Annotated in this window: 26 protein-coding genes and 1 pseudogene; 23 read left to right on the top strand and 4 right to left on the bottom strand. The window is 65.8% G+C overall.

Translation table 11 applies throughout. The features are described from left to right. Positions 1-74 precede the first annotated feature (74 nt). Positions 75-503: a hypothetical protein gene (locus tag CFB34_RS36610; RefSeq protein WP_143329570.1), complete on the bottom strand. Its 429-nt coding sequence runs from the start codon at positions 501-503 to the stop codon at positions 75-77. Positions 504-962: 459 nt separating this feature from the next. Between CFB34_RS36610 and CFB34_RS36605 the strand changes: the two genes are divergently transcribed. From CFB34_RS36605 to CFB34_RS36565, 9 genes and pseudogenes are all read left to right on the top strand, one after another. Continuing rightward, complete coding sequence (locus CFB34_RS36605) at positions 963-1,376, top strand: DoxX family protein (protein ID WP_089444519.1); 414 nt, start codon at positions 963-965, stop codon at positions 1,374-1,376. A 271-nt stretch (positions 1,377-1,647) separates the two neighbouring features. Further along, the gene (locus CFB34_RS36600) at positions 1,648-2,613 is read left to right on the top strand and encodes an SDR family oxidoreductase (protein WP_089444518.1); all 966 of its coding nucleotides are present in this window, start codon (positions 1,648-1,650) and stop codon (positions 2,611-2,613) included. 237 nt (positions 2,614-2,850) lie between these two features. Continuing rightward, positions 2,851-3,255 carry an extradiol dioxygenase gene (locus tag CFB34_RS36595; RefSeq protein ID WP_089444517.1) on the top strand — a complete coding sequence of 135 codons (405 nt, stop codon included), beginning with the start codon at positions 2,851-2,853 and terminating at the stop codon, positions 3,253-3,255. A gap of 195 nt (positions 3,256-3,450) precedes the next feature. After that, the gene (locus CFB34_RS36590; protein WP_089444516.1) at positions 3,451-4,161 is read left to right on the top strand and encodes an SDR family oxidoreductase; all 711 of its coding nucleotides are present in this window, start codon (positions 3,451-3,453) and stop codon (positions 4,159-4,161) included. 102 nt (positions 4,162-4,263) lie between these two features. Continuing rightward, positions 4,264-4,650: a hypothetical protein gene (locus tag CFB34_RS36585; protein WP_179243795.1), complete on the top strand. Its 387-nt coding sequence runs from the start codon at positions 4,264-4,266 to the stop codon at positions 4,648-4,650. An 80-nt stretch (positions 4,651-4,730) separates the two neighbouring features. Then, positions 4,731-5,777 (top strand): polysaccharide deacetylase family protein, encoded by a 1,047-nt coding sequence (locus tag CFB34_RS36580; RefSeq protein WP_089444515.1) that lies wholly within the window; start codon positions 4,731-4,733, stop codon positions 5,775-5,777. A 57-nt stretch (positions 5,778-5,834) separates the two neighbouring features. Continuing rightward, positions 5,835-6,254: pseudogene (locus CFB34_RS36575) on the top strand (LysR substrate-binding domain-containing protein); the annotation flags it as partial. 72 nt (positions 6,255-6,326) lie between these two features. Then, a complete protein-coding gene (locus CFB34_RS36570) occupies positions 6,327-6,884 on the top strand; it encodes an ester cyclase (RefSeq protein ID WP_089444513.1) in 558 nt (185 codons plus the stop codon). A 122-nt stretch (positions 6,885-7,006) separates the two neighbouring features. Then, on the top strand, positions 7,007-7,930 hold the full coding sequence (locus CFB34_RS36565) for a LysR family transcriptional regulator (protein WP_089444512.1): 924 nt from the start codon (positions 7,007-7,009) through the stop codon (positions 7,928-7,930). Positions 7,931-8,198: 268 nt separating this feature from the next. On the opposite strand, the gene CFB34_RS36560 is transcribed toward CFB34_RS36565, so the two are convergent. Next, positions 8,199-8,471, bottom strand: a complete 273-nt coding sequence (locus tag CFB34_RS36560; RefSeq protein WP_089444511.1) for a hypothetical protein — start codon at positions 8,469-8,471, stop codon at positions 8,199-8,201. A 670-nt stretch (positions 8,472-9,141) separates the two neighbouring features. Between CFB34_RS36560 and CFB34_RS36555 the strand changes: the two genes are divergently transcribed. The 6 genes from CFB34_RS36555 (at position 9,142) to CFB34_RS36530 (ending at position 14,115) form a co-directional block, all read left to right on the top strand. Further along, positions 9,142-9,522, top strand: coding sequence for a hypothetical protein (locus tag CFB34_RS36555; RefSeq protein ID WP_242808771.1), 381 nt, complete (start codon positions 9,142-9,144; stop codon positions 9,520-9,522). A gap of 41 nt (positions 9,523-9,563) precedes the next feature. Then, entirely contained in the window at positions 9,564-9,713 is a 150-nt protein-coding gene (locus tag CFB34_RS36550) for a hypothetical protein (protein ID WP_242808770.1), read from the top strand. Between the two features lie 265 nt (positions 9,714-9,978). Then, positions 9,979-11,328 carry a reverse transcriptase family protein gene (locus CFB34_RS36545; RefSeq protein WP_089444510.1) on the top strand — a complete coding sequence of 450 codons (1,350 nt, stop codon included), beginning with the start codon at positions 9,979-9,981 and terminating at the stop codon, positions 11,326-11,328. Positions 11,329-11,642: 314 nt separating this feature from the next. Beyond that, entirely contained in the window at positions 11,643-11,972 is a 330-nt protein-coding gene (locus CFB34_RS36540) for an H-NS histone family protein (protein ID WP_046547167.1), read from the top strand. Positions 11,973-12,271: 299 nt separating this feature from the next. Further along, positions 12,272-13,519, top strand: a complete 1,248-nt coding sequence (locus CFB34_RS36535) for an MFS transporter (protein ID WP_089444509.1) — start codon at positions 12,272-12,274, stop codon at positions 13,517-13,519. A 44-nt stretch (positions 13,520-13,563) separates the two neighbouring features. Continuing rightward, a complete protein-coding gene (locus tag CFB34_RS36530; protein ID WP_179243794.1) occupies positions 13,564-14,115 on the top strand; it encodes a DNA-binding protein in 552 nt (183 codons plus the stop codon). A 109-nt stretch (positions 14,116-14,224) separates the two neighbouring features. Here the strand turns inward: CFB34_RS36530 and CFB34_RS36525 are convergent, their stop codons facing one another. Together CFB34_RS36525 and CFB34_RS36520 are read right to left on the bottom strand one after the other, a co-directional pair. Then, a complete protein-coding gene (locus tag CFB34_RS36525) occupies positions 14,225-15,334 on the bottom strand; it encodes a polyamine ABC transporter substrate-binding protein (protein WP_089444573.1) in 1,110 nt (369 codons plus the stop codon). Positions 15,335-15,576: 242 nt separating this feature from the next. Then, positions 15,577-15,798 carry a hypothetical protein gene (locus CFB34_RS36520; RefSeq protein ID WP_089444507.1) on the bottom strand — a complete coding sequence of 74 codons (222 nt, stop codon included), beginning with the start codon at positions 15,796-15,798 and terminating at the stop codon, positions 15,577-15,579. 779 nt (positions 15,799-16,577) lie between these two features. Here CFB34_RS36520 and CFB34_RS36515 point away from each other — a divergent pair. From CFB34_RS36515 to CFB34_RS36480, 8 genes are all read left to right on the top strand, one after another. Further along, on the top strand, positions 16,578-17,381 hold the full coding sequence (locus CFB34_RS36515; RefSeq protein ID WP_089444506.1) for a transporter substrate-binding domain-containing protein: 804 nt from the start codon (positions 16,578-16,580) through the stop codon (positions 17,379-17,381). Positions 17,382-17,385: 4 nt separating this feature from the next. Beyond that, complete coding sequence (locus CFB34_RS36510) at positions 17,386-18,120, top strand: ABC transporter permease subunit (protein WP_089444505.1); 735 nt, start codon at positions 17,386-17,388, stop codon at positions 18,118-18,120. Further along, positions 18,117-18,884: an ABC transporter permease subunit gene (locus CFB34_RS36505; RefSeq protein WP_089444504.1), complete on the top strand. Its 768-nt coding sequence runs from the start codon at positions 18,117-18,119 to the stop codon at positions 18,882-18,884. The genes CFB34_RS36510 and CFB34_RS36505 overlap by 4 nt, the downstream gene beginning before the upstream one ends. A 26-nt stretch (positions 18,885-18,910) precedes the next feature. Further along, positions 18,911-20,293 carry an NtaA/DmoA family FMN-dependent monooxygenase gene (locus CFB34_RS36500; protein ID WP_089444503.1) on the top strand — a complete coding sequence of 461 codons (1,383 nt, stop codon included), beginning with the start codon at positions 18,911-18,913 and terminating at the stop codon, positions 20,291-20,293. Positions 20,294-20,395: 102 nt separating this feature from the next. After that, positions 20,396-21,973 carry a sugar ABC transporter ATP-binding protein gene (locus tag CFB34_RS36495; protein ID WP_089444502.1) on the top strand — a complete coding sequence of 526 codons (1,578 nt, stop codon included), beginning with the start codon at positions 20,396-20,398 and terminating at the stop codon, positions 21,971-21,973. Next, positions 21,970-23,028: an ABC transporter permease gene (locus tag CFB34_RS36490; RefSeq protein WP_089444501.1), complete on the top strand. Its 1,059-nt coding sequence runs from the start codon at positions 21,970-21,972 to the stop codon at positions 23,026-23,028. Before CFB34_RS36495 ends, CFB34_RS36490 begins: the two co-directional genes overlap by 4 nt. A 167-nt stretch (positions 23,029-23,195) precedes the next feature. Then, complete coding sequence (locus CFB34_RS36485) at positions 23,196-24,266, top strand: substrate-binding domain-containing protein (protein WP_089444500.1); 1,071 nt, start codon at positions 23,196-23,198, stop codon at positions 24,264-24,266. A gap of 15 nt (positions 24,267-24,281) precedes the next feature. Beyond that, positions 24,282-24,536 (top strand): hypothetical protein, encoded by a 255-nt coding sequence (locus tag CFB34_RS36480; protein ID WP_143329972.1) that lies wholly within the window; start codon positions 24,282-24,284, stop codon positions 24,534-24,536. Positions 24,537-24,652: the final 116 nt, after the last annotated feature.

The raw sequence follows: 24,652 nt of genomic DNA, 5'->3' as shown, positions 1-24,652 counted from the left end.
GGCGCAGGCGGGCCGCGCCCGGAGCGCCGCGTTCCGGGCGTCAGGGGAATGTCGGGAAAACGTAAGGACGTGCGCTATCGTATATTTAAATCTGCATTAATTAGTAATTTTTTGTAATGATTGTTGGGAAAATTGTGGGCGGAAATGCGGTGGTGGAGTGGGGTTAAAGGTTTGCGATTTTTTGCCGTTAACGGCGTACCGTTTTTATTGTATTTATTAAGGGTTTTTTGCTGGAATTTAGAACTTGCGGGGAGCGTGAATGTTTGATTGGCTTTTTCGCTTGCTCGGCTAAACACCGGATCGATCGATAGTGCGAGGAAGGTGTTCTTCCCGGCCGCTATCGGGCTGAAATCCTTGTCCACCGGACGGCATCCTCCGCGGACGACATCCACCTGCTTGCCCGAGAAACGTTTTCGTTTGCCAATACGCATTTCCAGGCCAGACGTCTTTGCCCCGAAGGGGGGCTTCGCAGATTGGAAAGAAAGTCGAGTTTGAAAATTCATTCACTGATGGCAGGTTTTTGCACATAAAGTTTCGTCGACTCGCGATCGAGATACTCCGATGCGGCCGGTTATCACTAGTGGCGCTTCAATATCGACTGGATACGGAAGCCGGAGATGAATGGGCCGTTTTCATGTCGTTGAAACGTAAGGGCGGATTCATTTGATCGGATTCGTGGCGGCTGCCTCGCGGCCTTGTTGCGCCCTATTGTCCACTTGATCGTGACAGCTAATCTTGTTTTGGCGGATTGATGATTCGTGGGGAGACAGTAGACTGCATCCGTGCTTCGCCAGAACCGATCCGGAGCGCGCCGGGAGCGGCGTGACCGGGCGGATTCTTCGGCGGCGGGCCAGCCGGCTCGCTGTCCGATCGTGCGAGGAGTGGTTCGTTGCCGACCTGGCGCGCCGATTGGCGCGTATCGGCACCGGACGCATCAAACCGTCAATTCAAGGGTGATTGTCATGCGTTACGTTTCGCTGGAATCGAAGAAGGACGAGCTGTTGCTGGCGGCTCGCGTGCTGTTGATGATCCTGTTCGTGCTGTTCGGCTGGCAGAAGCTGAGCGGCTTCTCGGGCACGGTCGCGTACATGGCGTCGACGGGCAACCCGGCGCCCGAGCTGGCGGCCGCGATCGCGGTGGCGGTCGAGCTGGCCGGTGGCCTGCTGATCGCGGTCGGCTTCTACACGCGTCCGCTCGCACTGGTGTTCGCCGCCTATACGCTCGCGACCGCGTTGATCGGCCATCGCTACTGGGCGCTGCAGGGGATGGAGCAATACATGGCGATGATCAACTTCTACAAGAACGTGAGCATCATCGGCGGGCTGCTGTTGCTCGCACTGACCGGGCCGGGGCGCTATTCGCTCGACCGGAAGTAACGCGGGGCGCGGTTTTCCGCAGAGGTGATGGCCCGGTGCGTGCAAGCGCACCGGGCTTTGCTTTTGGGCGAGGTGCGTGAGGTGGCGGCGCCGCGGATTGTCCGCGCGCAGGGGCGGCGGCGCGCGTGATTCACGTGACGCGGGCTCGTCGCGGGGTTGCCGATCTGTCGCCACGATGTAGCGGCTGTCATACTCGGCTATGCTCCCCGCGACCCGAGCGCGAGCGTCGAACGCGACCTCGTGCACTTCCCAGTCATCCGAATGACCGCCCATGCCAAATCCGACCTCGTCGACTGACCTCCCGACCGTCCTCCTCATCGGTGCCGCCGGCCTCCTCGGCCGCGCGGTTGCCGCATCGCTGGCCCGCGAATCGTCGCTGAACCTCGTCGCGACAATCCGGAACCCGCAAAGCGCGGGCGCCAAACGCCTGGCGCTGCCTCCGGAAAACCTCGCCGAACTCGACGTCCTCGACGAGCCGGCCCTCGAACACCTCTTCGCCACTTGCCGACCGGCCGCCGTGATCATCTGCGCGGCCGAGCGCCGACCGGATGTCTGCGAACGCGATCCCGCAGCCGCGCGCGCCATCAACGTCACGGCCCAGGCCCGTATCGGTGCGCTCGCCGCGCGCTACGGCGCATGGACGCTCGGCATCTCCACCGACTACGTGTTCGACGGCAAGGCGGCCCCATACCGCGAGGACGCCGCACCGAACCCGCTGAACATCTACGGCCGCACGAAGCTGGAAGGCGAGGCGGCCCTGCTCGCCGCGTCGCCGCTGTCGTGCGTGCTGCGCCTGCCGCTGCTGTTCGGCCCGATCGTCGACTGGAGCGAATCGGCCGTCACGAGCCTCGTGCCGGCGATCGTCGCGTCTGCGCAGCCAGGCGCCGAAGCTGTCGGCATGGACGCATGGGCGATCCGTTACCCGACGTATACCCCGGATGTCGCGGACGTCATCCGCGACCTGACGCTGCGCCATCTCGCGGGTGCGTCGATCACGGGCCTGCGCCACTGGTCGGGCGAGGAGCCGATGACGAAGTACGACATCGCGCAGCGGATCGCGGCCGCGCTCGGCATCGACGCCGCGCTCAAGCGAATCGACCAGCCGACCGACGCGACACCGCGCCCCTATGACTGCCACCTGGACGCATCGCGCGTGCGCGCCGCCGGGATCGACCACGCGACGCCATTCGATACCGCGCTGCGCGCCGTGCTGCGCGATGCGCCGCAGGGGCTGTAGGTGCTGCAGGTGCTGTAGGGTCGGGCGCCGTTCGCGGGCCGCACACGTGCGCCCATGGCGTCGCGGCGAGATCGTGTCTCGTGAATTCGCTGGCGTGCGGCGAAACCGAGATCCCAGGCATCGAGCGGCCCCCATCTTCTCGTCGCCATTGAAGATCATTCAATGGCGAAGCCAATTATCAAGACCGACCGACGTGCGACAGAATGCGTACCAGGCTTTCCCGCATGGACACGAAGCATGCATTTCGACCACGCCACCATCGTCACCGATGACATTGACGGTACACGCCGCTTTTTCGATGAGGTCGTCGGTCTCGATACCGGGCCTCGACCGCCGTTCAGGGTGGATGGCTACTGGTTGTACCTCGATGGCCGCCCGATGATTCATGTCACGCGCGCGACGCTACCTGCGCACGCAGGCCGTAGCACGCCGCGCATCGATCACATTGCGCTTCGCGTCGACACACACCGCGAATGGGCGACGTTGATCGATCGACTATCCGGCAGTCGGATCGACTACTCGCTGAGCGAAGTACCGTTGTCCAATGAGCTTCAGTTGTTCGTGTCCATTGCGCCGGGGGTTTCCGTCGAATTCGTGACGACGCTCGCGGCCGATGAGCAGCCCGGGATTGCTAACGGATGACCGGATCCGCCGAATCGTCTCGCGAGACACATGGTGTTTGGCGGCTTCGCCGGCGACAGCGGCGATTCGGCGATTCGGCGATTCGGCGTGAGCGGCCGATGATCCTCGGCCGCAAGCGGTATTCAGCATATTTGACGCGTGCGACGGGCACGGCTTCATGCTCGGGAACACGCTTTTGATCGGAGGAAGCGAACGATGCAATTCAATGGACAAAACGTGCTGGTGGTCGGCGGAAGTTCCGGGATCGGCGAAGCGGCCGCGCGGGCCTTTGCGGCGGGCGGCGCACACGTGACGATCGCGTCGCGCGACGCGGCCAAGCTGGCGGCGAGCGCAGCGAGGATCGGTCACGGCGTGCGAACCGGTGTGATGGACACGACCGACGACACGAGCGTACGTGCATTTTTCGATTCGGCGGGCGAATTCGACCACGTCGTCGTGTCGGCCGCGCAGACACCCACGGGGCCGGTGCGTGGTCTCGCGCTCGCCGATGCCTACGCGGCGATGGACAGCAAGTTCTGGGGAGCCTATCGCGTCGCGCGGGCCGTACGCATTCGGCAGGGCGGGTCGCTGACGTTCGTGTCGGGCTTCCTGAGCGTGCGGCCGAGCAAGACCTCGATCCTGCAAGGCGCGATCAACGCGGCGCTCGAATCGCTGGCGCGGGGGCTCGCGCTCGAGCTGTCGCCCGTGCGAGTGAATACGGTATCCCCGGGCCTGATCGCGACGCCGCTCTGGTCGAAGCTCGATGCGCAGGCGCGGGACAGGATGTACGAAGGCGCCGCGGCGCGCCTGCCGGCCGGCCGTGTCGGTCAACCCGAGGACGTTGCGAACGCCGTGCTCTACCTCGCGTCGACCCCGTACGCGACCGGCTCGACGGTGCTGGTCGACGGTGGCGGTGCAATCGCGTAGCGGCCGGGTCGGTTGAAGACCCGGTCGATCGCCGCAGCCGGAAGTTCCTGAACGGACACGTATCACTGCGGGTGTCGCGCGAGCAGGGCCGATATCGTCGGCATGACGAGCGATCGTGCGTACGTGTCGATCGCACCGATTGCCGCTGTTTTGGCACCTGCCGACCATGCGATTGACCGGCCCGGCCGAGATGGCGGGGATCGCGACGATCAATTGATTCGGATGCCTTATCGGTTTTGCGGGGCCGATCGTGTTCGGATGGTCGAGGGATCGCCATCACGATGCGACGGCGCCGACGTTGCTGCCGGCGCTCACCGTCATTTACCGAAGGGTATCGGCGCATTGAAGCGCAGCAGGCCGAGCGGACATGCCGTATCCGGACGGAACACCGATTTTTTGGTCTGGATTGAAAGTCTATTCATTCCAAGGCCCATTTTCAAAGCGGGGCCGCTTTCCGACAATGGGTTGTACGCGCACATATCTGCGTGACATTCCATACCCGTTCATTCGTCATCATGCATCGCGTTGCGGTGCGAGCGACGCGCTTGCGCGTCATGAGGAGATTGTCCATGGCAATTCAAGTCGATCACGTGGATCGTGATCCGGCCGGGCAGGCGCCCGATCAACCGACGCGCCGTTCGTTCCTGACCACGGCCGGAGCCGGCGCGGGCGCGTTCGCCGTCGGTGCGATGCTTCAATCCGCCCAGGCCGGTGCGCAAACGGGCAGCCCACGATCGACGCCGGTAGCCGCGCCCGGACAGGGTGAATTCTGGCCGAACGGTGCACGGCTGGTCATTTCGATCTCGATGCAGTTCGAGGCGGGCGGACAGCCGCCGAAGGGTGCCGACAACCCATTTCCGAAAGTCGATTTCCCGGCGAGCGTGCCCGCCGATCTTGCCGCGCAAGCGTGGTTTGCGTACGGGTATCGCGAAGGCATTCCCCGAATGCTGGATCTCTGGGACCGTCACGACGTGAAGGTGACGAGTCACATGATCGGCGAGGCGGCGAGGCGGCATCCGCAGGTAGCGCGCGAAATCGTGGCGCGCGGCCACGAAGCGTCGGGCCATGGGCCGACGTGGAACTCGCAGTACGCGATGTCGCGACCGCAGGAACGCGAGTTTCTGATCCAGGCGCGATCGATGGTGGAGGAGGTGACGGGCCAACGTCCGATCGGCTACAACGCGAACTGGCTGCGACGCGGGCCGAACACGCTGTCGCTGTTGCAGGAGCTGGGGTACGTCTATCACATCGACGATACGAGCCGCGACGAGCCGTTCATCGAAAAGGTCAACGGCAAGGATTTCGTCGTGATTCCGTATACGCTGCGCAACAACGACATCCTGCTGGTGGAGGGGCGCAATTACTCGCCGGACAAGTTCCTTGAACAGATCAAGTTCGATTTTGATCAGCTGTACGAAGAAGCGGGAACGCGTCGGCGCATGATGTCGATCAGCGCGCATGACCGTATCAGCGGCACGCCGCAGATGACGCGCGCATGGGATGCGTTCCTGCGTTATGCGAAGAGCCATCCGGGCGTTGCGTTCATGCGCAAGGACGACATTGCGCGGTTCGTCCTGCAAAGCCCGATTACGGTACGCGAAAGCGAGACGATCTAGCGGGCTGCCCGAGCGCCTTCGCACCGGTTCGATCGTGCGAAGGCACTCGACGCCTCTTCACTTGTCGCCCGTCGTATCGGAGAAGCGGCGCTGACCCTGTGCGCGCATCCGGATGACCTGGTGGCCAATCCGACGATTCGTGCGGTTGACGATTTGCGGACGCATCGCGTCATTGCGTTTCGCATGCCGACCACGGGTCGCGACCGGCCGCTCGAGTTCATCGAACACGAGCGAACGGTCGCGTCAGCCATCGAGTTCCGCTTCCGCATCAACCACGGTGAAGCGCTCGCCGAAGCGGCCGCGCCTGGCGCAGGCCTCGCATGGTTCCCCGAATTTCTCGCCAATGCCCACCTGCGCAGCGGCACGCTCGTGGCCGCCGCGGTGTCGCTGATGGCGTTTGCGGTGACCACTTTCGCGTTCCGGCTTGATCGACGCGAGACCGCACAAGCGAATCGCACCGCCCGCTTTGCAGCCTGAATGACCCAAGTCGCACCACTGTCGGATCCAATCCGTTCATCGAGCATCGAGTACTTACTCAAGGAGCACGTCATGAAAACCCGCACCGTCCTTTCCGCCGTTTCCCGCATCGCATTGGCCGCGGCCGCCGCTGCTACCGCGTTGCCTGCCGTCGCCGCGCCCGGCGACGATCTCGTGCAGCCGAAAACGCTGATCGTCGACAAGAGCCTCTCGAAGCAGCAGGCCGAGCAACAGATTCGCGCGGCACGCCTTTACGACACCTTCTGGAGCACGGGCGACGAGGCCCAGGCCCGCGAGGCGCTGGCGGCCGATTTCACGGACCGCACGTTGCCCGCCGGTCGGCCGCAGGGCATCGCCGGGCCGCTGGCTGCATCGCAAGGCTTCCATCGCGCCGTGCCGGACGTCCACGCCGACGTTGAACAGATGATCGTCGCCGGCGACCGCGTCGTCACTCATCTGCACTTCACCGGTCACTTCACCGGCACCTTCAACGGCGTGCAGGGCAAGGGGCAGGTGGTCGACTTCATCGCCACGGACATCTATCGCATTCGCGACGGCAAGATCACCGACAACTGGCATCTCGAAGACAACCTGACGTTCCTGCAACAGCTCGGCGTGGTCGCCAGGTAAGCGGGCCGGGGGCCGATCCTGCCGGTCGGCCTTTTCCTCGTCCGTCCGCATCGCGTTACCATGCCCGGTCCCCGCGGCGCATCGCGCGGCACACCCCAACATTCCTTTCGCGCGACGCGACCATGGACAATCTCGGTGACATTCGCCTTTTCGTCGAAGCAGCAAGCCAGGGCAGTCTGTCGGCGGCCGGCAGAAAGCTCGGACTGTCCCCCGCAGCGGCGAGCGCCCGGCTCGTCAAGCTCGAGGGAGAACTCCACACTCAGCTGTTCGAGCGTTCGACCCGCAAGCTGCGCCTCACGGACGAAGGTCGTCTGTATCTCGTACATTGCCAGCATGCGCTGCAAACGCTGGACGATGCGCGCGCGGCGTTGCAGGCCGGACGTGCATCGGTGAGCGGGGCGTTGCGCGTATCGGCCACCTCCGATTTCGGGCGCACCGTGCTGCGTCGATGGCTCGACGCATTCAACGAACGTCATCCGAACGTCACGCTGACGCTCGTGCTCTCGGATTCGCTGTCGCACCTGCTGCAGGACGATATCGATCTCGCGATCCGGTTCGGCGTGCCGGCGGACAGCTCGATGGTCGCCAAGCGCATGGCCGACAATCGCCGCGCGCTTTGCGCGTCGCCCGACTACATCGCCGAGCACGGCATGCCGAACCATCCCGACGATTTGCGTGAGCATCGATGCATCGTCCTTTCTTCGGCGGCCGGCGCGGCGAACAACTGGCGTTTCGCGCGCGACGGGGAAACCGCGTCGTTCACCGCGCCGCTCGACCGTTCACGTCAGACCAACGATGGTTCGCTTGCCCGCGAATGGGCGATCGAGGGGCGCGGAGTGGCCATGAAATCCATCTGGGACATCGGCGCCGATCTTCAGGCCGGGCGGCTCAAGCTGCTCCTGCAGGAGTGGCGTTGCCCGGACGTGCCGGTGAACGCGCTGTTTCAACGAACGCCGTATATGGCGCCACGCGTGCGCGCATTGCTCGACTTTCTCGAGCAGCGGTTCTCCGAAGCTTCCGACGCGCTGGCGCCGTTTCTGCGGTAGCTTCCCGCGATCGCGGGCTTGCTGCGTTCGTCGGGTCGGCGCGCCCTGGCGGGCGCCGGCGGTGGTCGGGATGAAAAATACCCGACAACGTTCGGCTCGTCGCGGCAAGCACGGCTACTCCACGGATACCGGAACGGGAGTGGGGCGGGCCGCGGGTGTGGTGTCATGACGCGCAGCGTCGACACCACGGCCCGCGATGGCGCTGGATTCGGAATGTCAATCCAGCCCCGTGCTCCACGTATTGATGATCGTCGAGCGTTAAGGTCGATTAGCGAATGGCAAAGCGGGTTGCCGGCGAGCCATTCGCACAATTATTGCCATAGATAAACAGGTTTCTGTTCTCCGAATACACCTGGTAAATAATTGGATAAACTTCCTTCGCGCTGAACGAATAGATCCCGTCGTTAATGGTCACCAGCAGGTTGCCGGTGGCGTCGGTTTCGAGCTTGTCGATCTTGCCGGCCTTGCAGAGCGCCTGCGCAGACGCGCACGTGGAGGCGAGCAGCAGTGCTGAAAACAGCACGGTTGCAATCTTCTTCATGACTTTCCTTTCGTATTGAATGATTTAAAGCGATTTGACAATATCGGTCACGCCCGGAAAGACGGATATGCCTTTCCGGATTGCTGATTCACAAATGCCGGGAAATCAACGGTGGCCTGACAAGGTGGAAACTTTGCGACAAAGCACGAATGAAGCGATTCGTGCTGCGCCACCGTATCTCGTTGATCTTTGAATCACGGTGTTGCGGCGCACAACACAGACTATTTATTTGATTTTGAGGGCGCCAATCGTATTAATTTATCGTTTATCGAATTCGATAATTTTTTGTTTGAATTTGATTTTCCTGAATTCTGCGGGCTGTTGTTTTTGTTTTTTGATTGTTTCGATATTCAAATAATCGACGGCGAATATTGATTCGCGGGTTGATGGTGTGACGGGCATGGCAGGCGAAGCGCATGGGCGTTCATGAGGGTTCGAGCGTTCGGGCGTGTGGTTCGACCGGTGCGCGAACTGCGCGGCGCACATCCGTCGATGCTGCAGTCGGCGCCGGCCGAGTTGAATCGTGCCGACCCGGAAAGACGCTACACTGCGCCAGTTTCCGACCACAGCGGGAACGTCAGGACACCGGCCCACGGATTGCAAACACGTGACGATGTAATCGCCTGCCCCCTGACGCATTCGAACAAATCACGAGGGAAAGAGAGGGCCCATGCTGACACGTCTTCGTATCGGACTCGATCGCGCGCGCGACCTGCGCGAAGCGGGACGACCGTCTCCCATCCAGCCGCGGCCGCTGCCGAGCGAGCTGGTCGACCTGAGCGCGCAGCGCGCGACGTGGCGCGTCGTCGTTCCCGGCCAGGCCGACTGCTACATGGCGGCAACGCCCGCCGAAACGGAGCGCTTCGTCGTGCATCTCGACGCCCAAAGGTTCTACGGCCTATGGCTCGGCACGAGCCCGGCGTTTCCGCAACTGAATTCGCAGGACTGCGTGCCGCGTCGCGTCATGCCGCTCGACAGCAAATACGCGTCGGCCGCCGCCGCGTTCCGGGCCGGCCGCCTCGAACCGGTGGCGCTGCCGCCGGTCGGCTAAGACTCGAAGGAAGCGGGTACGAAGTCGCGATGAGTAACGGCATGACGCGCACCTTCTGGCTGCTCGCCAACCGCGTGCGATCGTTTCCGGTCAGCGGCGACAACGCGACCTGGGCCACGATGCTGAACAACATGGCCGGCATCGGCGTCGCGCCGATCGCATACCGCGAACTGTTTTCCCGGCACGCGTAAGTCGTTCGCCGCGATCCGGCACGCCGCGGCGGCGCCGGATCGCCACCCGGTTTGACACGCCGCGTTCGCGGCCATTAAAGTCGCATCGCGGGCCGGTGGGTCAAGCACACGCCCGGAACAGGCAGCCGATGTTCCCGGACTACGGGGCTACCCCGTGGATGAGATTGACACCCCGATGCGTCGCAAGGGGCCGGGTTGCGCGTGGCGTAACGCCTCCCCTCGCAGCACCAGTCACGTTGGCTCATCGTCCCGCCCATCTTTCTCCATGCATTCATCCCTGCGCGATACCACCCGCACGATTGCCGAGGCGATGCTCGCCGGGTCGCCCGAGCGCGACGGCGTCATCGCGCGTATGGCTGCCGTGCTCGGCGGCGCGCAGCCGTGGGCGCACGAATGCGCGGACGCCGCGCTCGTCCGCTTCGGCGCGAACTGGGACGACGTCGGCATCGACGTGCTTGCTGAGGTGCTGGCCGATGCGGCCGCGTTTGTCCGCGCCTGGTATCGCGAGGATCGGCCGGCCGTGATCCGCGTCGTCCGGCGTCCCCCCGTCCAGCGGCCATTGCCGGCGCCGCTCGCCGGCTGCGACGTGCCGCAATGGGCGGCGCCCGGCGATCTTGCCGGCTGGCTCGGCGTGAGCGCGCCGGCGCTCGACTGGCTGTCCGACCACTGGCGCGTCGACGCGCGCAGCAGCGCCACGCCGTTGCATCACTACACGTACGTCGCGCACGACAAGCGCAGCGGCGGCAGCCGCCTCGTCGAAATCCCGAAAGGCCGGCTGCGCGACGCGCAGCGCCGCATCCTGCACGGGCTGCTCGATCGCATCGCGCCGCACGGCGCGGTACACGGCTTTCGCAAGGGGCACGGGATCGTGTCGTTCGCGGCGCCCCACGCGGATCGCGATGTCGTCGTCCGTTTCGACCTCGCGGATTTCTTCGTATCGATACGCGCCGCCCGCGTGCACGCACTGTTCGTCACGCTCGGGTATCCGGCCGAAGTCGCGCGCACGCTCACCGGGCTGTGCACCAACCGCGTGCCGTCCGCACGGCTGCTCGCGCCGGACCTGCGCGACCGGTTCGACTGGATCGGCCGCCAGCGTTATCGCGAGCGCCATCTGCCGCAGGGCGCGCCGACGTCGCCGGCGCTGGCGAACCTGAGCGCGTTCCGGTTCGACATGCGGCTCGCCGCGCTCGCGCGTTCGCTCGGCGCAACCTACACGCGCTATGCCGACGATCTCGCCTTCTCCGGCGGCGGCACGCTGGCGCGCGACGTCGAACGGCTGCAGGTCCGGGTCGCCGCGATCGCGCTCGAGGAAGGCTTTGCGCTGCAACTGCGCAAAACCCGCGTGATGCGGCGCGGCATGCGGCAACAACTGGCCGGCGTGGTCGTCAATCGTCATCCGAACCTGGCGCGCGATGAGTTCGATCTCCTGAAAGCCATCCTGACCAACTGCATCCGCAGCGGCCCCGCGTCGCAGAATCGCGATGCGCATCCGGATTTCCGCGCGCATCTCGCCGGGCGCGTCGCGCATGCGGCCGCGCTGAACGCGGCGCGCGGCGCGAAGCTACGCGCGCTGTTCGACCGGATCGCGTGGGACGCCGGCGACACCGGCCTGTAATCGGACGTATCCGCATCGACGCCTTCTGTAATACGACGCCGAGCACTGCTATCATTCGCGCCATGCCGCGCCAGTGCCATGGTGCGGCGCTTACTTGTCGCAGCCGTTCGCCGTGCCTTCTTACATGGCGGGCTGCGCGTTGCCGGCCGGTCCTGTCTCATTGATTGACGCGCGGCGTCGTTTAGTGCGTATCGCGCAAGCCATGCCGGCTCAGGCAATCGATGCACCCATTTGACAGCCCCCGTCGGCGGAACTTCGTGGTAGGTTCCGCCATCGGAGCTTTTTGCGAAAACATGCCCAAAGAGGATGAATACATGACCCAGGCCCTGCAGGAACTCGAAGCACAACTTCGGGACCTGAACATCAAGCTGTCGGATGCGAAGCAGAAGGAGAAGCAGGCCGCGCTCGCGGCATTCAAGGAACAGGTCGAGCTTTTGGGAATTTCGCAGCAGGAAGTGCTGAGCGCGCTCGGTTACATCGTCCAGCGAAAACGCAAGGCGCCTGCCAAGTACTACGATCCGTCGACCGGCCGCTCATGGTCGGGCCGCGGCCCGCGCCCGAAATGGCTCGAAGGCAAGGATCTCGCCGCACTCGCCGTCGACCGCGAGGCCAAGACCTGGTGGCCCGGCGACGATCAAGGCTGAAGCCGGCCGGGCCGCGAGGCCGCCCGGCGCCGACCGGTTCGCGCCAGCGGGCCGGCCGGTAACACTCCGCCATCATGCTGCCTTTCATCCGGTGTCCGGCTTGACCGTGACATTACCGGCTTCGCCGTCGACACCGGATCGCCGTTTTTCTCCTCCCGTTCATTCCCCGCCCATTCCCGCTCGCCGTCCTGCAAGCGGGCGCCGACGCGCGCGCGAACCCTTTTCACCGGCGGGGCGGCCGGCCCGTCGCTCACGGCTACAGGCTTTAAAATGTCGCCGGACAATCGTGGCAGGACACCATGGCAGCAAACATAGAATCTTCGTCGCTCGGCGGCCCGCCGGCCCCGCGCGTGGAGCAGGTCGGCGCGTACGCGTGGAAAGCGCTGGCCGGATCGGCGATCGGCTATGCGATGGACGGCTTCGACCTGCTGATCCTCGGCTTCATGCTGCCGGCGATCACGGCGGCGCTGCATCTGACGCCCGGGCAGGGCGGCGCGCTGGTCACGTGGACTCTGATCGGCGCCGTCGCGGGCGGCATCCTGTTCGGTGCATTGAGCGACCGGTACGGGCGGGTGCGCGTGCTGACCTGGACGATCCTGCTGTTCGCGATCTTCACCGGGCTGTGCGCGTTCGCCCAGGGCTTCGAGGATCTGCTCGTGTACCGCACCATCGCGGGCATCGGGCTCGGCGGCGAGTTCGGGATCGGCATGGCGCTCGCGGCGGAAGCGTGGCCGGCGAGCAAACGCGCACGCGTGTCGTGCTACGTCGCGCTCGGCTGGCAGGCCGGCGTATTGCTGGCGGCCCTGCTGACGCCGTTCCTGCTGCAGCACATCGGCTGGCGCGGAATGTTCGTGGTCGGCGTGCTGCCGGCGCTGCTCGCGTGGGCGATGCGCAACAGGCTGCACGAGCCTGAAGCGTTCGTGCAGCGCGCAGCGCAGCCGAAGGCCAACGCGTTCCGCCTGCTCGTCGCGGACGGCCGCACTGCGCGCACGAGCGTCGGCATCGTGATCCTGTGTTCGGTCCAGAACTTCGGCTACTACGGGATCATGATCTGGCTGCCGACCTTCCTGTCGAAACAGATGGGCTTCTCGCTGACGAAGTCGGGGCTGTGGACGGCGGCGACGGTCGTCGGGATGATGATCGGCGTCTGGGTGTTCGGGCAACTGGCCGACCGCATCGGGCGCAAGCCGACGTTCCTGCTGTACCAGCTCGGCGCGGTCGTGACGGTCCTCGCGTATGCGCGGCTGTCGGACCCGACCGCGATGCTGTGGGCCGGTGCGCTGATGGGCATGTTCGTCAACGGGATGGTCGGCGGCTACGGGACGCTGATGTCGGAAGGCTATCCGACGGCCGCACGCGCCACCGCGCAGAACGTGCTGTGGAATATCGGCCGCGCGGTCGGCGGCTTCGGCCCGGTCGCGGTCGGCGCGCTGGCCGCGCACTACTCGTTCCAGACGGCCATCGCGCTGCTCGCCGGCCTCTACGTGCTCGACATGGTCGCGACGCTGTTCCTGATTCCCGAGCTCAAGGGCGTCGAGCTCGAATGAGCGCGGTCGGCGCGCGCAACACAAAGACTTCGTTGAAAATTTCGATGCAACAGAAGAACAGGACGATCGGCGTGATGGGCTCGGGCAAGGAGCCGTGGCTCGCGTTTTCGGCGCCGCTCGGCGCCTGGCTCGCGCAGGCCGGTTTCAACCTGCTGACGGGCGGCGGGCAGGGCGTGATGCTGGCGGTCGCGCGCGCGTTCGCCGGCGTGCCGGGGCGGGCCGGCCGGTCGATCGGCATCCTGCCGACGCAGGCCGATCCGCTCGCGGGCTTCGTGCCGCTCGACGGCTATCCGCATCCGTTCGTCGACATCCCGATCCTCACGCCGCTGCCGCGCCGCGAGCCGGGCGCCGCCCCGGATACGATCAACCGCAATTACGTGAACGTGCTGAGCAGCGACCTGATCGTTGCGCTGCCGGGCGGCCACGGCACGGCCGAGGAGATCGCGCTCGCGCGGCGCTGGCGCAAGCCGCTCATCTGCTTCGGGCCGGACGGTGCGTTTCGCGAGCTGGCGGCGGGGGCGACGTGCACGTCGTCGTTCGACGACGTGATCCGCTTCGTGGAGCACGCGTTTGCGGCGGAGCAGGCGCTGCGATAGTTCGCGCAACCGGTTCGACGACTGTCGTTGCGATGCGCGCGTGGCAGGTCGGTGCCCTGGCACGTGATGTCCCCGGTTTCGATGCGACGGCGTGCCGCCGGCGCGCGGTTCAGCGCCCCGTCTTCAACTGCGCCCACAGCCGGTTCTGCAGCCGGCGAATCTCCGGCGGCATCGGCTTGAGCAGCGTCATCTTGCTCAGCACTTCGTCGGGCGGATAGACCGACGTATCGCGCGCGATCGCGGGCTTCACATACTGGCGCGCGGCCTTGTTCGCGGTCGGATAGAACACTGCGTTGGTGATGCCGGCGTTGACCTTCGGATCCTGCACGTAGTTGATCCACTTCAATGCGGCGTCGCGGTTCGGCGCGTCTTTCGGGATCACCATCATGTCGAACCACAGCAGCCCGCCTTCCTTCGGGTTCGCGAAGCCGATCTGGTATGGGCGCTTCGCTTCGGCGGCACGGCGGTGCGCGATGCCGACGTCGCCCGAATAGCCGAACGCCACGCACAGGTCGTTGTTCGCGAGATCGTTGATGTAGCCCGACGAGTTGAACTGCGTGATGTACGGGCGCACCTTCTTCAGCACGTCGTACGCGGCGCGGTAGTCGGCCGGGTTCGTGCTGTTCGGATCCTTGCCCATGTACTGCAGCGTGGCCGCGAACACGTCGACGGCCTGGTCGAGGAACGACACGCCGCAGCTCTTCAGCTTCGCCATGTTGGCCGGATCGAACACCAGCGCCCAGCTGTCGACCGGCGCCTTGTCGCCGAGCGCCTTCTTCACGGCCTGCACGTTGTAGCCGATGCCGTCGGTGCCGTACGCCCACGGCACGCCATACTGGTTGCCCGGATCGGCATCGGCAACCATCTTCATCAGCAGCGGATCGAGGTTCGCGAGGTTCGGCAGCTTCGACTTGTCGAGCGGCTGGTAGACGCTCGCCTGGATCTGCTTGGCCATGTAGTTCGACGTCGGCACGACGACGTCGTAGCCGGAATTGCCCGACATCAGTTTTGCCTGCAGCGTGTCGTCGCTGTCGTAGTTGTCGTATCGGACGTGCAGGCCCGTTTGCTTCTGGAAGGTCGGGATCGTATCCGGCGCGATGTAGTCGGACCAGTTGTAGATGTTCAGTTCGCCGGCCGCGTGGGCGGTCGTGCCGGCAGCCGCGGCGGCAGACAGGATGGCGGCCGTTGCAACGGCGCGGCGAAGCGTGCGGATTCGCATGACTTGGTCTTCCATTTCGGTGCGCGTGTCGAGCCGCGAGGCGCGGGTCGTGGCGCGATGGTTCATTGGATGAAGCGGGCGTGCGCAAGCGTCGTTCGAAGGAAGCGAACGCGATGCGAGACGATCAGGAGTCCGTTCGACTGTGCGCGCAGCGCGTTCGAAAACGCAGCGCGAGCCGATCCCGTCACCGGTCGGGTGACACGGCCAATGGGTCGAACGGAGTCGGGGAAAGTGGCGGGGCGCTAAGGCAGCAGCGATGCCACGTCGTCGGTATGGATCGCGACGTATGCACGCGCGGCGACGGCGTTGTGGCGGCGAACGGAGCGGCGGGACAGGATGGTGTAGATCGACAGCGGCTGGCGAGGGCTTTGCCCGCCGCCACCGTCGTCGGAGGACGCGATCGCGGCGCGCAGGTTTCGCGCATCGCCTCGTCTCCACCGCACCAGCGGGCCACGGAATCTCACGATTACTCTCGACCGGGTTGTTGAAAGTATTGAACACCTGACGATTCGCCGGCGGCTGCCGTTTCAGGTTTCGGTCATCGCATGTGCCGCGCGGCGGCATCGGTTGCGTGACGCGAATTGAAAGCTTGGTGGACACCTGAATCGCCGAAACATGACGCTTCCATGAATCATCAGGTAAATCGCTGTAAGGATGTCTCGGGATTTTCCCTAGGGATTTGAAGGCCGATGAACGCGCCGGGGGTGATGACGAGGGTGGACGACCGGCGCGTGTGAGGCCGCTTTGCCGGTCGAGACAGGCTCGAAGTGATGAGAATATTCGACGGTTTGCAGCCGCGATCGTCGGACATCACGGATGCGGACATGTCGGTCACGGCCGTTGGTTCTCCGATGGAAGTCGCCGCGCACCGCCGGATTGCCTTGCACACGCCGTTGCTCGTATTGCGGCATCCGTCGCGCATGTCGGATGGCCGCACGTGCGAATCCACGGTATTCCCTATCCGCCAGGAGCGTTTCGATCTCGTTGTGCGAAGCGAGTGGAAGCGAAGTTCGTCGGTTGGGGGACCGTCGCCCTGGCGTTCTCCAAACTCAACAGACGCCGGATTTCGAGGCCGATGGTTGAGTAATCCTCGCCTCAGGCACGTAGGGCAGCGGCATATCTTCCGATCAGATATCCATCGAAAAAATAACCATTTGGTACACGCATCGGCAGGCACTAAAGTCACGCATCCCGATGCCGGTGCAACACCGGCGATGTCGACGTTATCCGAGAAGTCTGCCAAATGAATCGCTTGAAGCCCTCAACGGTCCGCCGTGCCGCGGCCGCACTGTTCGTAATCGGCCTGTTGCCGGCCGCCCACGCGGCGCAACCGACGCTGCGCGTCGGCATCGACGCCGAGTCGTACCCGCCGTTCTTCTCGAAGGATGCCACCGGCAAGTGGAAGGGCTGGGAGGTCGACCTGCTCGACGCGGCATGCAGCAAGCTCAACGTACGCTGCGAACTCACCGACATCGCATGGGACGGGCTGATCCCCGCGCTGCAGAACCGCAAGATCGACGTGATCTGGTCATCGATGACGATCACCGGCGAACGGCAGAAGGCGATCGACTTCAGTCGTGCGTACTATGAGTCGCCGACCGTTTTCGTCGGCGCGAAAAGCGATCGGCGCCGCGTCGATTGCGCGGTGCCGGCCACCTTCAAGGATCGCGTGATCGGCGTGGAGGCGGGCACGAACTTCTCGGCGTTTCTCGATGCACGTTTCAAGCGCGACGCCCAGATCAAGGCGTTCGACAAATTCGACAACGCGCTCGCGGATCTGGTCTCGGGCCGGGTCGATTACGTGCAGGAAGCGAAGGGCTTGTTTACGGCCTTCCTGTCGTCGCGTGACGGCAAGGATTTCGAGGTCAAGGCCACTTGCGCGGACAATCCCGTGCTGGGTCTCGGCATCGGCGCGGGCGTGCGTCAAGGCGATGCATTGCGCGGCAAGTTGTCGACCGTGATCGCGCAACTGCAGCAGGACGGCACGTGGGATACGATCACCGCTCGCTATCCGAACCTGAAGGGTACGATCGAGAAGGGGCGCTGAGCCGATGACCGCGGACGATTCGCTGCTGGCATTGCTCGCGTTCGGTGACGGCGGTTACGGGCGGATCTTCGCCGGTGCGTTCGCACTGACGCTCGGCGTCGCGTCTGCGTCGTTCTGCGCCGGGACGCTGCTCGGCATCGCGGGCGCGCTCGGCAAGCTGTCGCGACACGCCCCGCTCGCATGGCTGGCACGGCTTTACACGACACTCGTGCGCGCGCTGCCCGAACTGTTGTGCCTGCTGCTCGCGTTCTATGCGGTCGCACCTGCGCTCGAGTCCGCGTTGCACGGCAGCGGCCTGGTGCCCGACGGCTTCGCATTCGATCCGTTCATCGTGGCCGCGTTGTCGCTCGGCTTCATCCAGGGCGCCTATCTGACCGATATCTTCCGCGCGGCGCTCGTCAACGTGCCGGTCGGGCAGATCGAGGCCGCGCACGCGTACGGCATGAGCCCGTGGCAAACCTTGACTCGCGTCCGGCTTCCGGTCGCGGCGCGGCTCGCGCTGCCCGGCGTCGGCAACGTGTGGTTGAACGCGACCAAGGATGCGTCGTTCATCAGCGTGCTCGGGTCTTTCACGGATCTGCTGAAGGCGAGCCAGCTCGCCGCCGGTGCGACGCGGCATTACGTCTTCTTTTACCTGGTCACGGCCGCGCTGTTCCTGTTGTTGAGCGTCGCATCGACGGGCCTTTTCGCGATGCTCGAACGGTACGTGAATCGTGGTACGAGACGCGCCTGCGCATGAATTTTTCGCTGACGTTCCTGCTCGACACGGTGATGCCGAAGCTGCTCGCCGCGGTGCCGACCACCCTGGCGTTGCTGCTGCTGTCGGGTATCGCCAGCATGGTGATCGGCATTCCGCTCGCGCTTGCGGCGGGTTCGCGTCACGCATCCTGCCGATGGCCCGCGCGCGGCTGGATCATGCTGGTGCGCGGTACGCCGCTGCTGGTGCAGCTTTATCTGCTGTATTACGGCTTCGGCCAGATCGTCCCGCGCGAATGGATGCGCGACAGCTGGGCGTCGCCGCTGCTGCGCGACGCGTTCTGGTATGCGGTCGTCGCGTTGAGCGTGAACGAGGGCGCCTATGTCGCGACGATCCTGCGCGGCGCGATTGCCGGGGTGCCGGCCGGCGAAATCGAGGCCGGCTATGCGTACGGAATGACGCGGGCGGGTGTACTGCGCCGGATCGTCGGCCCGCGTGCGTGGCGACTCGCGCTGCCGGCGCTCACCGGCGAAGCGATCCTGCTGCTGAAGTCGACCGTCCTCGCGTCGACCGTCACGGTGTTCGACGTGATGGGGACGGCCAATACGCTTCGTTTCGAAACCTTGCGAGTGTATGAGCCGCTGGCCGGCGCGGCGATCGTTTATGTCGTGCTGGTCGCGCTGCTGACGATTCCGGCCGCCCGTCTCGAGACACACCTCAACCGCTACCTGACGCGCGAGCCCGACGATCGCCCACCCGCCCGGCGCCGCGGCGCATCGTCCGGCGCGTGGGCGGCACCCAACTGATTCCAGCTTTTGCACTGAACACGACGATGTCCGATCCTCGCCCCTTGCTGTTTTCCCTTTACGAACAGGCCAGCGTCGGCTGCGGCGGTGCGCCGAGCCTGTGGACCCATCCCGCCGACGAGCGGCTGCGCGCGAATACGCTCGCGTTCTGGTCGAACCTCGCGCGCACGGCCGAGCAGGCCGATCTCGACATGCTGTTCTTCGCGGACGTGCTCGGCCTGTACGACGTCCATGGCGGGTCGGCCGACGCGGCGGTCCAGTGGGCGGTCGAGGCGCCCGCGAACGATCCGATGATGCTGATTCCGGCGCTCGTCGCGCAGACCGAGCGGCTCGCGTTCGGGGTGACCGCGAGCACGACGTATGAACATCCATTCGCGCTCGCGCGGCGCTTCAGCACGCTCGATCACCTGAGCAACGGCCGGATCGGCTGGAACATCGTGACCTCCTACCTGACGAGCGCGGCGCGCAACTTCGGGCTCGACCGGATGATTGGCCACGACGAACGCTACGCGCGCGCGGAGGAGTTTCTCGACGTGGCCTACAAGCTGTGGGAAGGCAGCTGGGCGGACGACGCGGTCGTCGCCGACAAGCGCGAGCCGCGCTACGCGCGCGGCGACCGTGTGCGGCCGATCGCGCACGAAGGCACGCATTATCGCGTGCATGGCCCGCACGTCTGTGCGCCGTCGCCGCAGCGCTCGCCGGTGCTGATCCAGGCCGGCTGGTCCGGGCGGGGGCGCGAGTTCGCGGCGAAGCATGCGGAAGTGGTGTTCGTCGCGAAGTCGAATCCGCACGAGATTCGCGCGGGCCTCGATGAAATCCGGCGGCTGGCGGTCGAAAACGGCCGGGCAGCGGAAGATGTGAAGGCGCTCACGGTGCTGCGGATCGTGACGGCGCGTTCGTCGGCCGACGCGAAGGAGAAGTACCACGCGCTGCAGCAGCACTATCACCTGCAGGCTCAACTCGTCAGCTATGCGGGCGACACCGGCATCGACATCGACCGCTATGCGGACGACGAGCCGTTGACGACGCAAACGGAAGGGCTCACGTCCTACGTGGTGCGGCCGGACGGCAGCGGCAAGCCGCTCACCGCCGGCGACGTGCGGCGCAAGTTCGCGAATGTCACGCGCGGCACCGACCTGATTCTCGTCGGCTCGCCTGACGAAGTCGCCGACCAGCTCGCGGAGCATGCGCGGCAATCGACGACGAGCGGCTACATGCTCAATCCATTGATCAGCCGGGGCACGCTCGACGATTTCGCCGAACTGATCGTGCCGGAGCTGAAAAAGCGCGGCCTGTATCGAGCGACGCCGGCGAGCGGCACCTTCCGGTCACGGCTGAGTGGGCGGGACCGCCTGCCGGACACGGCCTATGGCGCTTCGTTCCGGTTTCCCGTGGCTGAAGCCGGCTGACCCGCCGACCAAGGCCGGACGACTTTCATCGGAGTGGCGTGACATGATCGATGACGACCTGTTCCTGCTGCAACCGCGTCGTGCCGACGAGGCTCGTCCGGCATGAGTCGCGCGACGAACGAGACGATGGACGTGACGCGCGACGATCGGCCCCATCGATCGACGTTACCGCCTGTCCTGAGCGCCACGGGCGTCGCGAAACGCTTCGACGCGACCGTCGCGCTGGCGGCGCTCGACCTGTCGATCGGCGCCGGCGAAGTCGTCGCGCTGATGGGCGCGAACGGTGCGGGCAAGTCGACCTTCGTCAAGATCCTGAGCGGCGCGCTGCAAGCGGACGGAGGCACGCTGACGCTGCGCGGCGAACCCTATCGGCCGGTGTCGCCGCAAGCGGCCAAGCGGCTCGGCGTCGCGACCGTGCACCAGTCGGTGGCCGACGCCGTCGTGCCGACGCTGTCGATCGCCGATAACCTGCTGCTCGACCGGCTGTGCGACCCGGCCTCGCCGTGGCGCGCGCCGCCGGCCGCACGGCGCGCCGCGGCGCGATCGCTCGCCGCGCGGGTCGGGCTCGATGTCGACCTGGCCGCACCGCTCGCCTCGCTGTCGCTGGCCGACCAGCAGCGCGTCACCTTGGCGCGTGCGCTGGCGGGGCAGCCATCGTTGCTGATTCTGGACGAACCGACCGCGAGCCTGTCGGCGGCGGAGGCCGAGCGGCTGTTCGTGCTGGTGGACGCGTTGCGCCGCGATGGCGTCGCCATCCTGCTGGTGTCGCATCGGCTCGGCGATTTGCGCCGCATCGCCGATCGCGCGGCGATCGTCCGCGACGGCCGGATCGTTGCCGACCTGGCCGCACCGATCGATTTCGACGCGGCGGTGGAAACGATGATCGGCCGGCCGTTGCCGCGTACGCGTGAACCGGTGCCGGCGCGTGCCGGGCAGGCCGGAGCCGGCGCAGGTTCAGGCTCAGGCCCGGGCCCAGGCTTCAGCGTGCGGCAGATGCGGCTGACGCCGACCAGTACACCGTTCGACCTCGACGTGCAGCGCGGCGAGATCGTCGCGATCGCGGGCCCTGTCGGCGGCGGCAAGTCGCGCCTCGCGCGGACGATCTTCGGCGCGGTGCGCGCGGCGGCCGGCGAGATGACGCTCGACGGGCGGCCATGGCGGCCACGAACGCCCGCCGATGCGATTCGCGCCGGCGTATTCCTGGCCGGCGAGGATCGCTGGCGTACGTCGTTGTTTCCCGACAGCGTTCCGTTCGCGTCGATCGCGGGCACGATCGGCTTTCCGTTCCTGTCGCGCTGGTTCGCGAGCGGCGCGGTGCGCCGAACGCGCGAACGCACGGCCGCCGCGGCGGCGATCGCGCGGTTCGGCATTCGCTGCGACGGGCCCGACGATCGCGTCGCCCACCTGTCCGGCGGCAACCAGCAGAAGGTCGTGCTCGCGCGCTGGCACGCCGAACCGGCGCGGCTGTTGCTGCTCGACGAGCCGTTCCAGGGCATCGATGCGGGTGCGCGTGCCGACATCGTCGATACGCTGCGGCGTCATGCGCAGGAGCGCACGACGATCGTGTTCGTCAGCGATCTCGAGGAAGCGGCCGAGATCGCCGATCGTATCGTGCGATTCGACCGCGCGACGCTCGATTGCCCGCCTTCCACTTCTTCCATCGTGCGTGCCTGCTCATGAAACCCGTGACTTCTCCCGCTGTCCGCCATGCCGCCTCCGCCGAACGGTCGTCGCGCGGCAGGCCGGCGCGCATCCGCGATGTGCTTGAACGGACGGGCATCCTGCTCGTGCTGGCCGTCCTCGTGGTTGTGTTCGCGCTCAGGGAGCCCGCGTTCCTGAACGTCGACAATCTGTTCAGCATCCTGCAGGCGGTGTCGATCGTCGCGTTGCTCGGCATCGGCGTAACGGTCACGCTCGCGGCCGGCGGCTTCGACCTGTCGGTCGGCAGCGTGGCCGCGACCGCGCAGATGGCCGCGAGCTACGTGCTGGTCGTCTGGCACGGCAGCGCATGGGCGGCCGTGCTCGCGTGCGTCGTGCTTGGCGTGGCCGCCGGCTTGTTCAACGGCTTGCTGATTACGCGGCTGCGCGTGCCCGACCAGCTCGCGACGCTCGGCACGCTGTTCCTGCTGGCCGGCCTGCAGTTGATCCCGACCGGCGGCCGTTCGCTCGCGACCGGTTCCGTGCTGCCCGACGGCACAGATGCGACGGGCGTGTTCCCCGACGCCTTTCTCGCGCTCGGCCGGCTGCGCGTGTTCGACGTCGTACCGCTGCCGGTCCTGCTGCTCGCGGCGGTGACGGTGCTGGCCTGCGTGACGATGGAAGCGACGCGCTGGGGCCGCGTGATCTATGCGATCGGCGGCAACGAAACGGCCGCGCGGCTGGCCGGCGCGCCGGCCGCGCGCTACCGCGTCGCCGCGTATGTCGTGTCGGGTGCGATCGCGTCGCTGGGCGGCGTGCTGATCGCCGCGCGGGTCGGCCGCGGCGACGTGAGTGCGGGCCACTCGCTGCTGCTCGATGCGGTGGCGGCTGCGCTGATCGGTTACGCGGTGTGGGGCGCGAAGCGGCCCAACGTATTCGGCACGGTCGTCGGGGCGGTGTTCGTCGGCGTGCTGCTCAACGGGCTCACGATGCTGAACGCACCCTACTACATGCAGGATTTCATCAAGGGCGTGCTGCTCGTGCTGGCCCTTGCATTCACGTTCGGCATCGGTCGCCGTACCGATGCCCGCGCGTGATGCGTGAGGTCGCCGAGACCAGGCTCGGGCACCTGCGGTTCGAATCATCTTCAGGCAAGACCGTTTGTTATCCAAAGTAATATCGATTGCCGAATCGGTCGGTTTGAATTCGCGTGGCGCGCTGATAGATTGAGCCGATATCGTCCTTGTTGGGAGACAGACACGCCATGCGCTCGTTGCTTCGCCGAAAGTCGCGTATCGAACTGAAACTCGGTGCACTCGCGCTGGGCACCGCGCTCGTGCTCGGTGCGCCCATGGCCCACGCCGGCCCGCTCAAGGGGGCGCCTGCGCCGTTCGACAAGGGCGGCGTGAAGATCGCGCTCGTCAACTACCTGTCGACCGGCGATTTCTTCCAGGCCTACGAAGCCGGCGCGCAGAAGCAGGCACGCGCGCTCGGCGTCGATCTGCGCATCTACGAAGGCCGGCAGGACGCGGCCGAGCAGCGCGAGCAGATTCAGCAGGCGATCAGCATCGGCGTGTCGGCGATCATCGTCAATCACGGCTTGCCGGAATCGCTGAAGGACGTCGTTCAGCGCGCGCTCGACAAAGGCATCAAGGTCGTCGCGTTCGACGTCGATCTCGCCAATCCGAAGGTGCCGCAGATCGAGCAGAACGATCGCGACCTGGCGAACCTGCTGCTGGATCAGGCGGTGAAGGACAACGGCGACGCGTTCGCGGCAGGGTACGTGTACGTGGCCGGATTCGCGCCGCTCGACCGGCGCGACGCCGCGTGGCGCGATTTCAAGCGTGCGCACCCGAAGGTGCAGGAAAAGGCGCGCTGGGGCACCGTCGACAATCCGATCGCGCAATCGGTCGCGAACCAGGCGGCGGCCGTGTATCGCGCGAATCCCGACATTCGCGTCGTGTTCGCGCCGTACGACGAGTTCGCGCGCGGCGCAAAGCTCGCGGCGGACGAGGCCCGGCTCTCGTCGAAACTCCGCATCTACAGCGCGGACGTGTCGACGGCCGACATCGAGGCCATCCGCGCGCCGAACAGCGCGTGGGTCGCGACGGCCGCGACCAATCCGGCGGTCGTCGGCGCGGTGTCGGTGCGGGCCGCCGCGCTGCTGGTCGCAGGGCAGGACCCGGGCGCGCGCATCGCGGTGAAGCCGACGCTGATCACGCGCGACGATCTCGTGAAGAACGACATTCATACCGTGGCCGAACTCGCCGCGAAGTTTCCGGCGTTCCGCGCGAGCGGCGCGGCGACCGCCGCGTGGATTCCGGCGGTCGACTGAGCGCCTCGGCACGGAGTGCGCGACGATCACATTCCCGAGACGCGGACGCAGAAGGTGACCGCGCACGCGCCCGGTCGCAGCGGCGTGCGCGGGATGCGGCTACTTGGTGAGGTCGAAGGCCGGCTTTCTGCGACGTCTGCGGATGATGGCGGAACTGCCGTGCCTGTCGTGGCCGGCAACGGAGGAACGGACGTTTTTGCATGCCCAGGCGATGACGGGAAAATCGCGCAAGCGGGGTTGCTTTTGCTGGCCATGATGTATTCGAAGTGATGGGACTATTCGACGGTTTGCCGCCCGGATCGCCACCGAACGATCATCGGAAAGCCAGTCGAAAGACCGGGGTGACAAGGTTTGTAAAGTCGGACAAAATGCGTCGGCCTGTCGTG

It is taken from the genome of Burkholderia sp. HI4860, from assembly GCF_002223045.2.
In the GTDB taxonomy this organism is placed as follows: domain Bacteria; phylum Pseudomonadota; class Gammaproteobacteria; order Burkholderiales; family Burkholderiaceae; genus Burkholderia.
The sequence above is the reverse complement of the archived record's forward strand: the minus strand, read 5'-3'. Positions and strand labels throughout refer to the sequence as shown.

Bases quoted from the DNA above. Each gene is read 5' to 3' on its own strand.
- CFB34_RS36530 (WP_179243794.1), top strand. From the start codon at position 13,564: ATGCAACAGAAGAACAGGACGATCGGCGTGATGGGCTCGGGCAAGGAG.
- CFB34_RS36565 (WP_089444512.1), top strand. From the start codon at position 7,007: ATGGACAATCTCGGTGACATTCGCCTTTTCGTCGAAGCAGCAAGCCAG.
- CFB34_RS36485 (WP_089444500.1), top strand. From the start codon at position 23,196: ATGCGCTCGTTGCTTCGCCGAAAGTCGCGTATCGAACTGAAACTCGGT.
- CFB34_RS36555 (WP_242808771.1), top strand. From the start codon at position 9,142: ATGCTGACACGTCTTCGTATCGGACTCGATCGCGCGCGCGACCTGCGC.
- CFB34_RS36580 (WP_089444515.1), top strand. From the start codon at position 4,731: ATGGCAATTCAAGTCGATCACGTGGATCGTGATCCGGCCGGGCAGGCG.
- CFB34_RS36570 (WP_089444513.1), top strand. From the start codon at position 6,327: ATGAAAACCCGCACCGTCCTTTCCGCCGTTTCCCGCATCGCATTGGCC.
- CFB34_RS36550 (WP_242808770.1), top strand. From the start codon at position 9,564: ATGACGCGCACCTTCTGGCTGCTCGCCAACCGCGTGCGATCGTTTCCG.
- CFB34_RS36510 (WP_089444505.1), top strand. From the start codon at position 17,386: ATGACCGCGGACGATTCGCTGCTGGCATTGCTCGCGTTCGGTGACGGC.
- CFB34_RS36590 (WP_089444516.1), top strand. From the start codon at position 3,451: ATGCAATTCAATGGACAAAACGTGCTGGTGGTCGGCGGAAGTTCCGGG.
- CFB34_RS36595 (WP_089444517.1), top strand. From the start codon at position 2,851: ATGCATTTCGACCACGCCACCATCGTCACCGATGACATTGACGGTACA.
- CFB34_RS36600 (WP_089444518.1), top strand. From the start codon at position 1,648: ATGCCAAATCCGACCTCGTCGACTGACCTCCCGACCGTCCTCCTCATC.
- CFB34_RS36540 (WP_046547167.1), top strand. From the start codon at position 11,643: ATGACCCAGGCCCTGCAGGAACTCGAAGCACAACTTCGGGACCTGAAC.
- CFB34_RS36515 (WP_089444506.1), top strand. From the start codon at position 16,578: ATGAATCGCTTGAAGCCCTCAACGGTCCGCCGTGCCGCGGCCGCACTG.
- CFB34_RS36525 (WP_089444573.1), bottom strand. From the start codon at position 15,334: ATGCGAATCCGCACGCTTCGCCGCGCCGTTGCAACGGCCGCCATCCTG.
- CFB34_RS36560 (WP_089444511.1), bottom strand. From the start codon at position 8,471: ATGAAGAAGATTGCAACCGTGCTGTTTTCAGCACTGCTGCTCGCCTCC.
- CFB34_RS36490 (WP_089444501.1), top strand. From the start codon at position 21,970: ATGAAACCCGTGACTTCTCCCGCTGTCCGCCATGCCGCCTCCGCCGAA.
- CFB34_RS36495 (WP_089444502.1), top strand. From the start codon at position 20,396: ATGAGTCGCGCGACGAACGAGACGATGGACGTGACGCGCGACGATCGG.
- CFB34_RS36505 (WP_089444504.1), top strand. From the start codon at position 18,117: ATGAATTTTTCGCTGACGTTCCTGCTCGACACGGTGATGCCGAAGCTG.
- CFB34_RS36605 (WP_089444519.1), top strand. From the start codon at position 963: ATGCGTTACGTTTCGCTGGAATCGAAGAAGGACGAGCTGTTGCTGGCG.
- CFB34_RS36610 (WP_143329570.1), bottom strand. From the start codon at position 503: ATGAATTTTCAAACTCGACTTTCTTTCCAATCTGCGAAGCCCCCCTTC.
- CFB34_RS36535 (WP_089444509.1), top strand. From the start codon at position 12,272: ATGGCAGCAAACATAGAATCTTCGTCGCTCGGCGGCCCGCCGGCCCCG.
- CFB34_RS36585 (WP_179243795.1), top strand. From the start codon at position 4,264: ATGACGAGCGATCGTGCGTACGTGTCGATCGCACCGATTGCCGCTGTT.
- CFB34_RS36545 (WP_089444510.1), top strand. From the start codon at position 9,979: ATGCATTCATCCCTGCGCGATACCACCCGCACGATTGCCGAGGCGATG.
- CFB34_RS36500 (WP_089444503.1), top strand. From the start codon at position 18,911: ATGTCCGATCCTCGCCCCTTGCTGTTTTCCCTTTACGAACAGGCCAGC.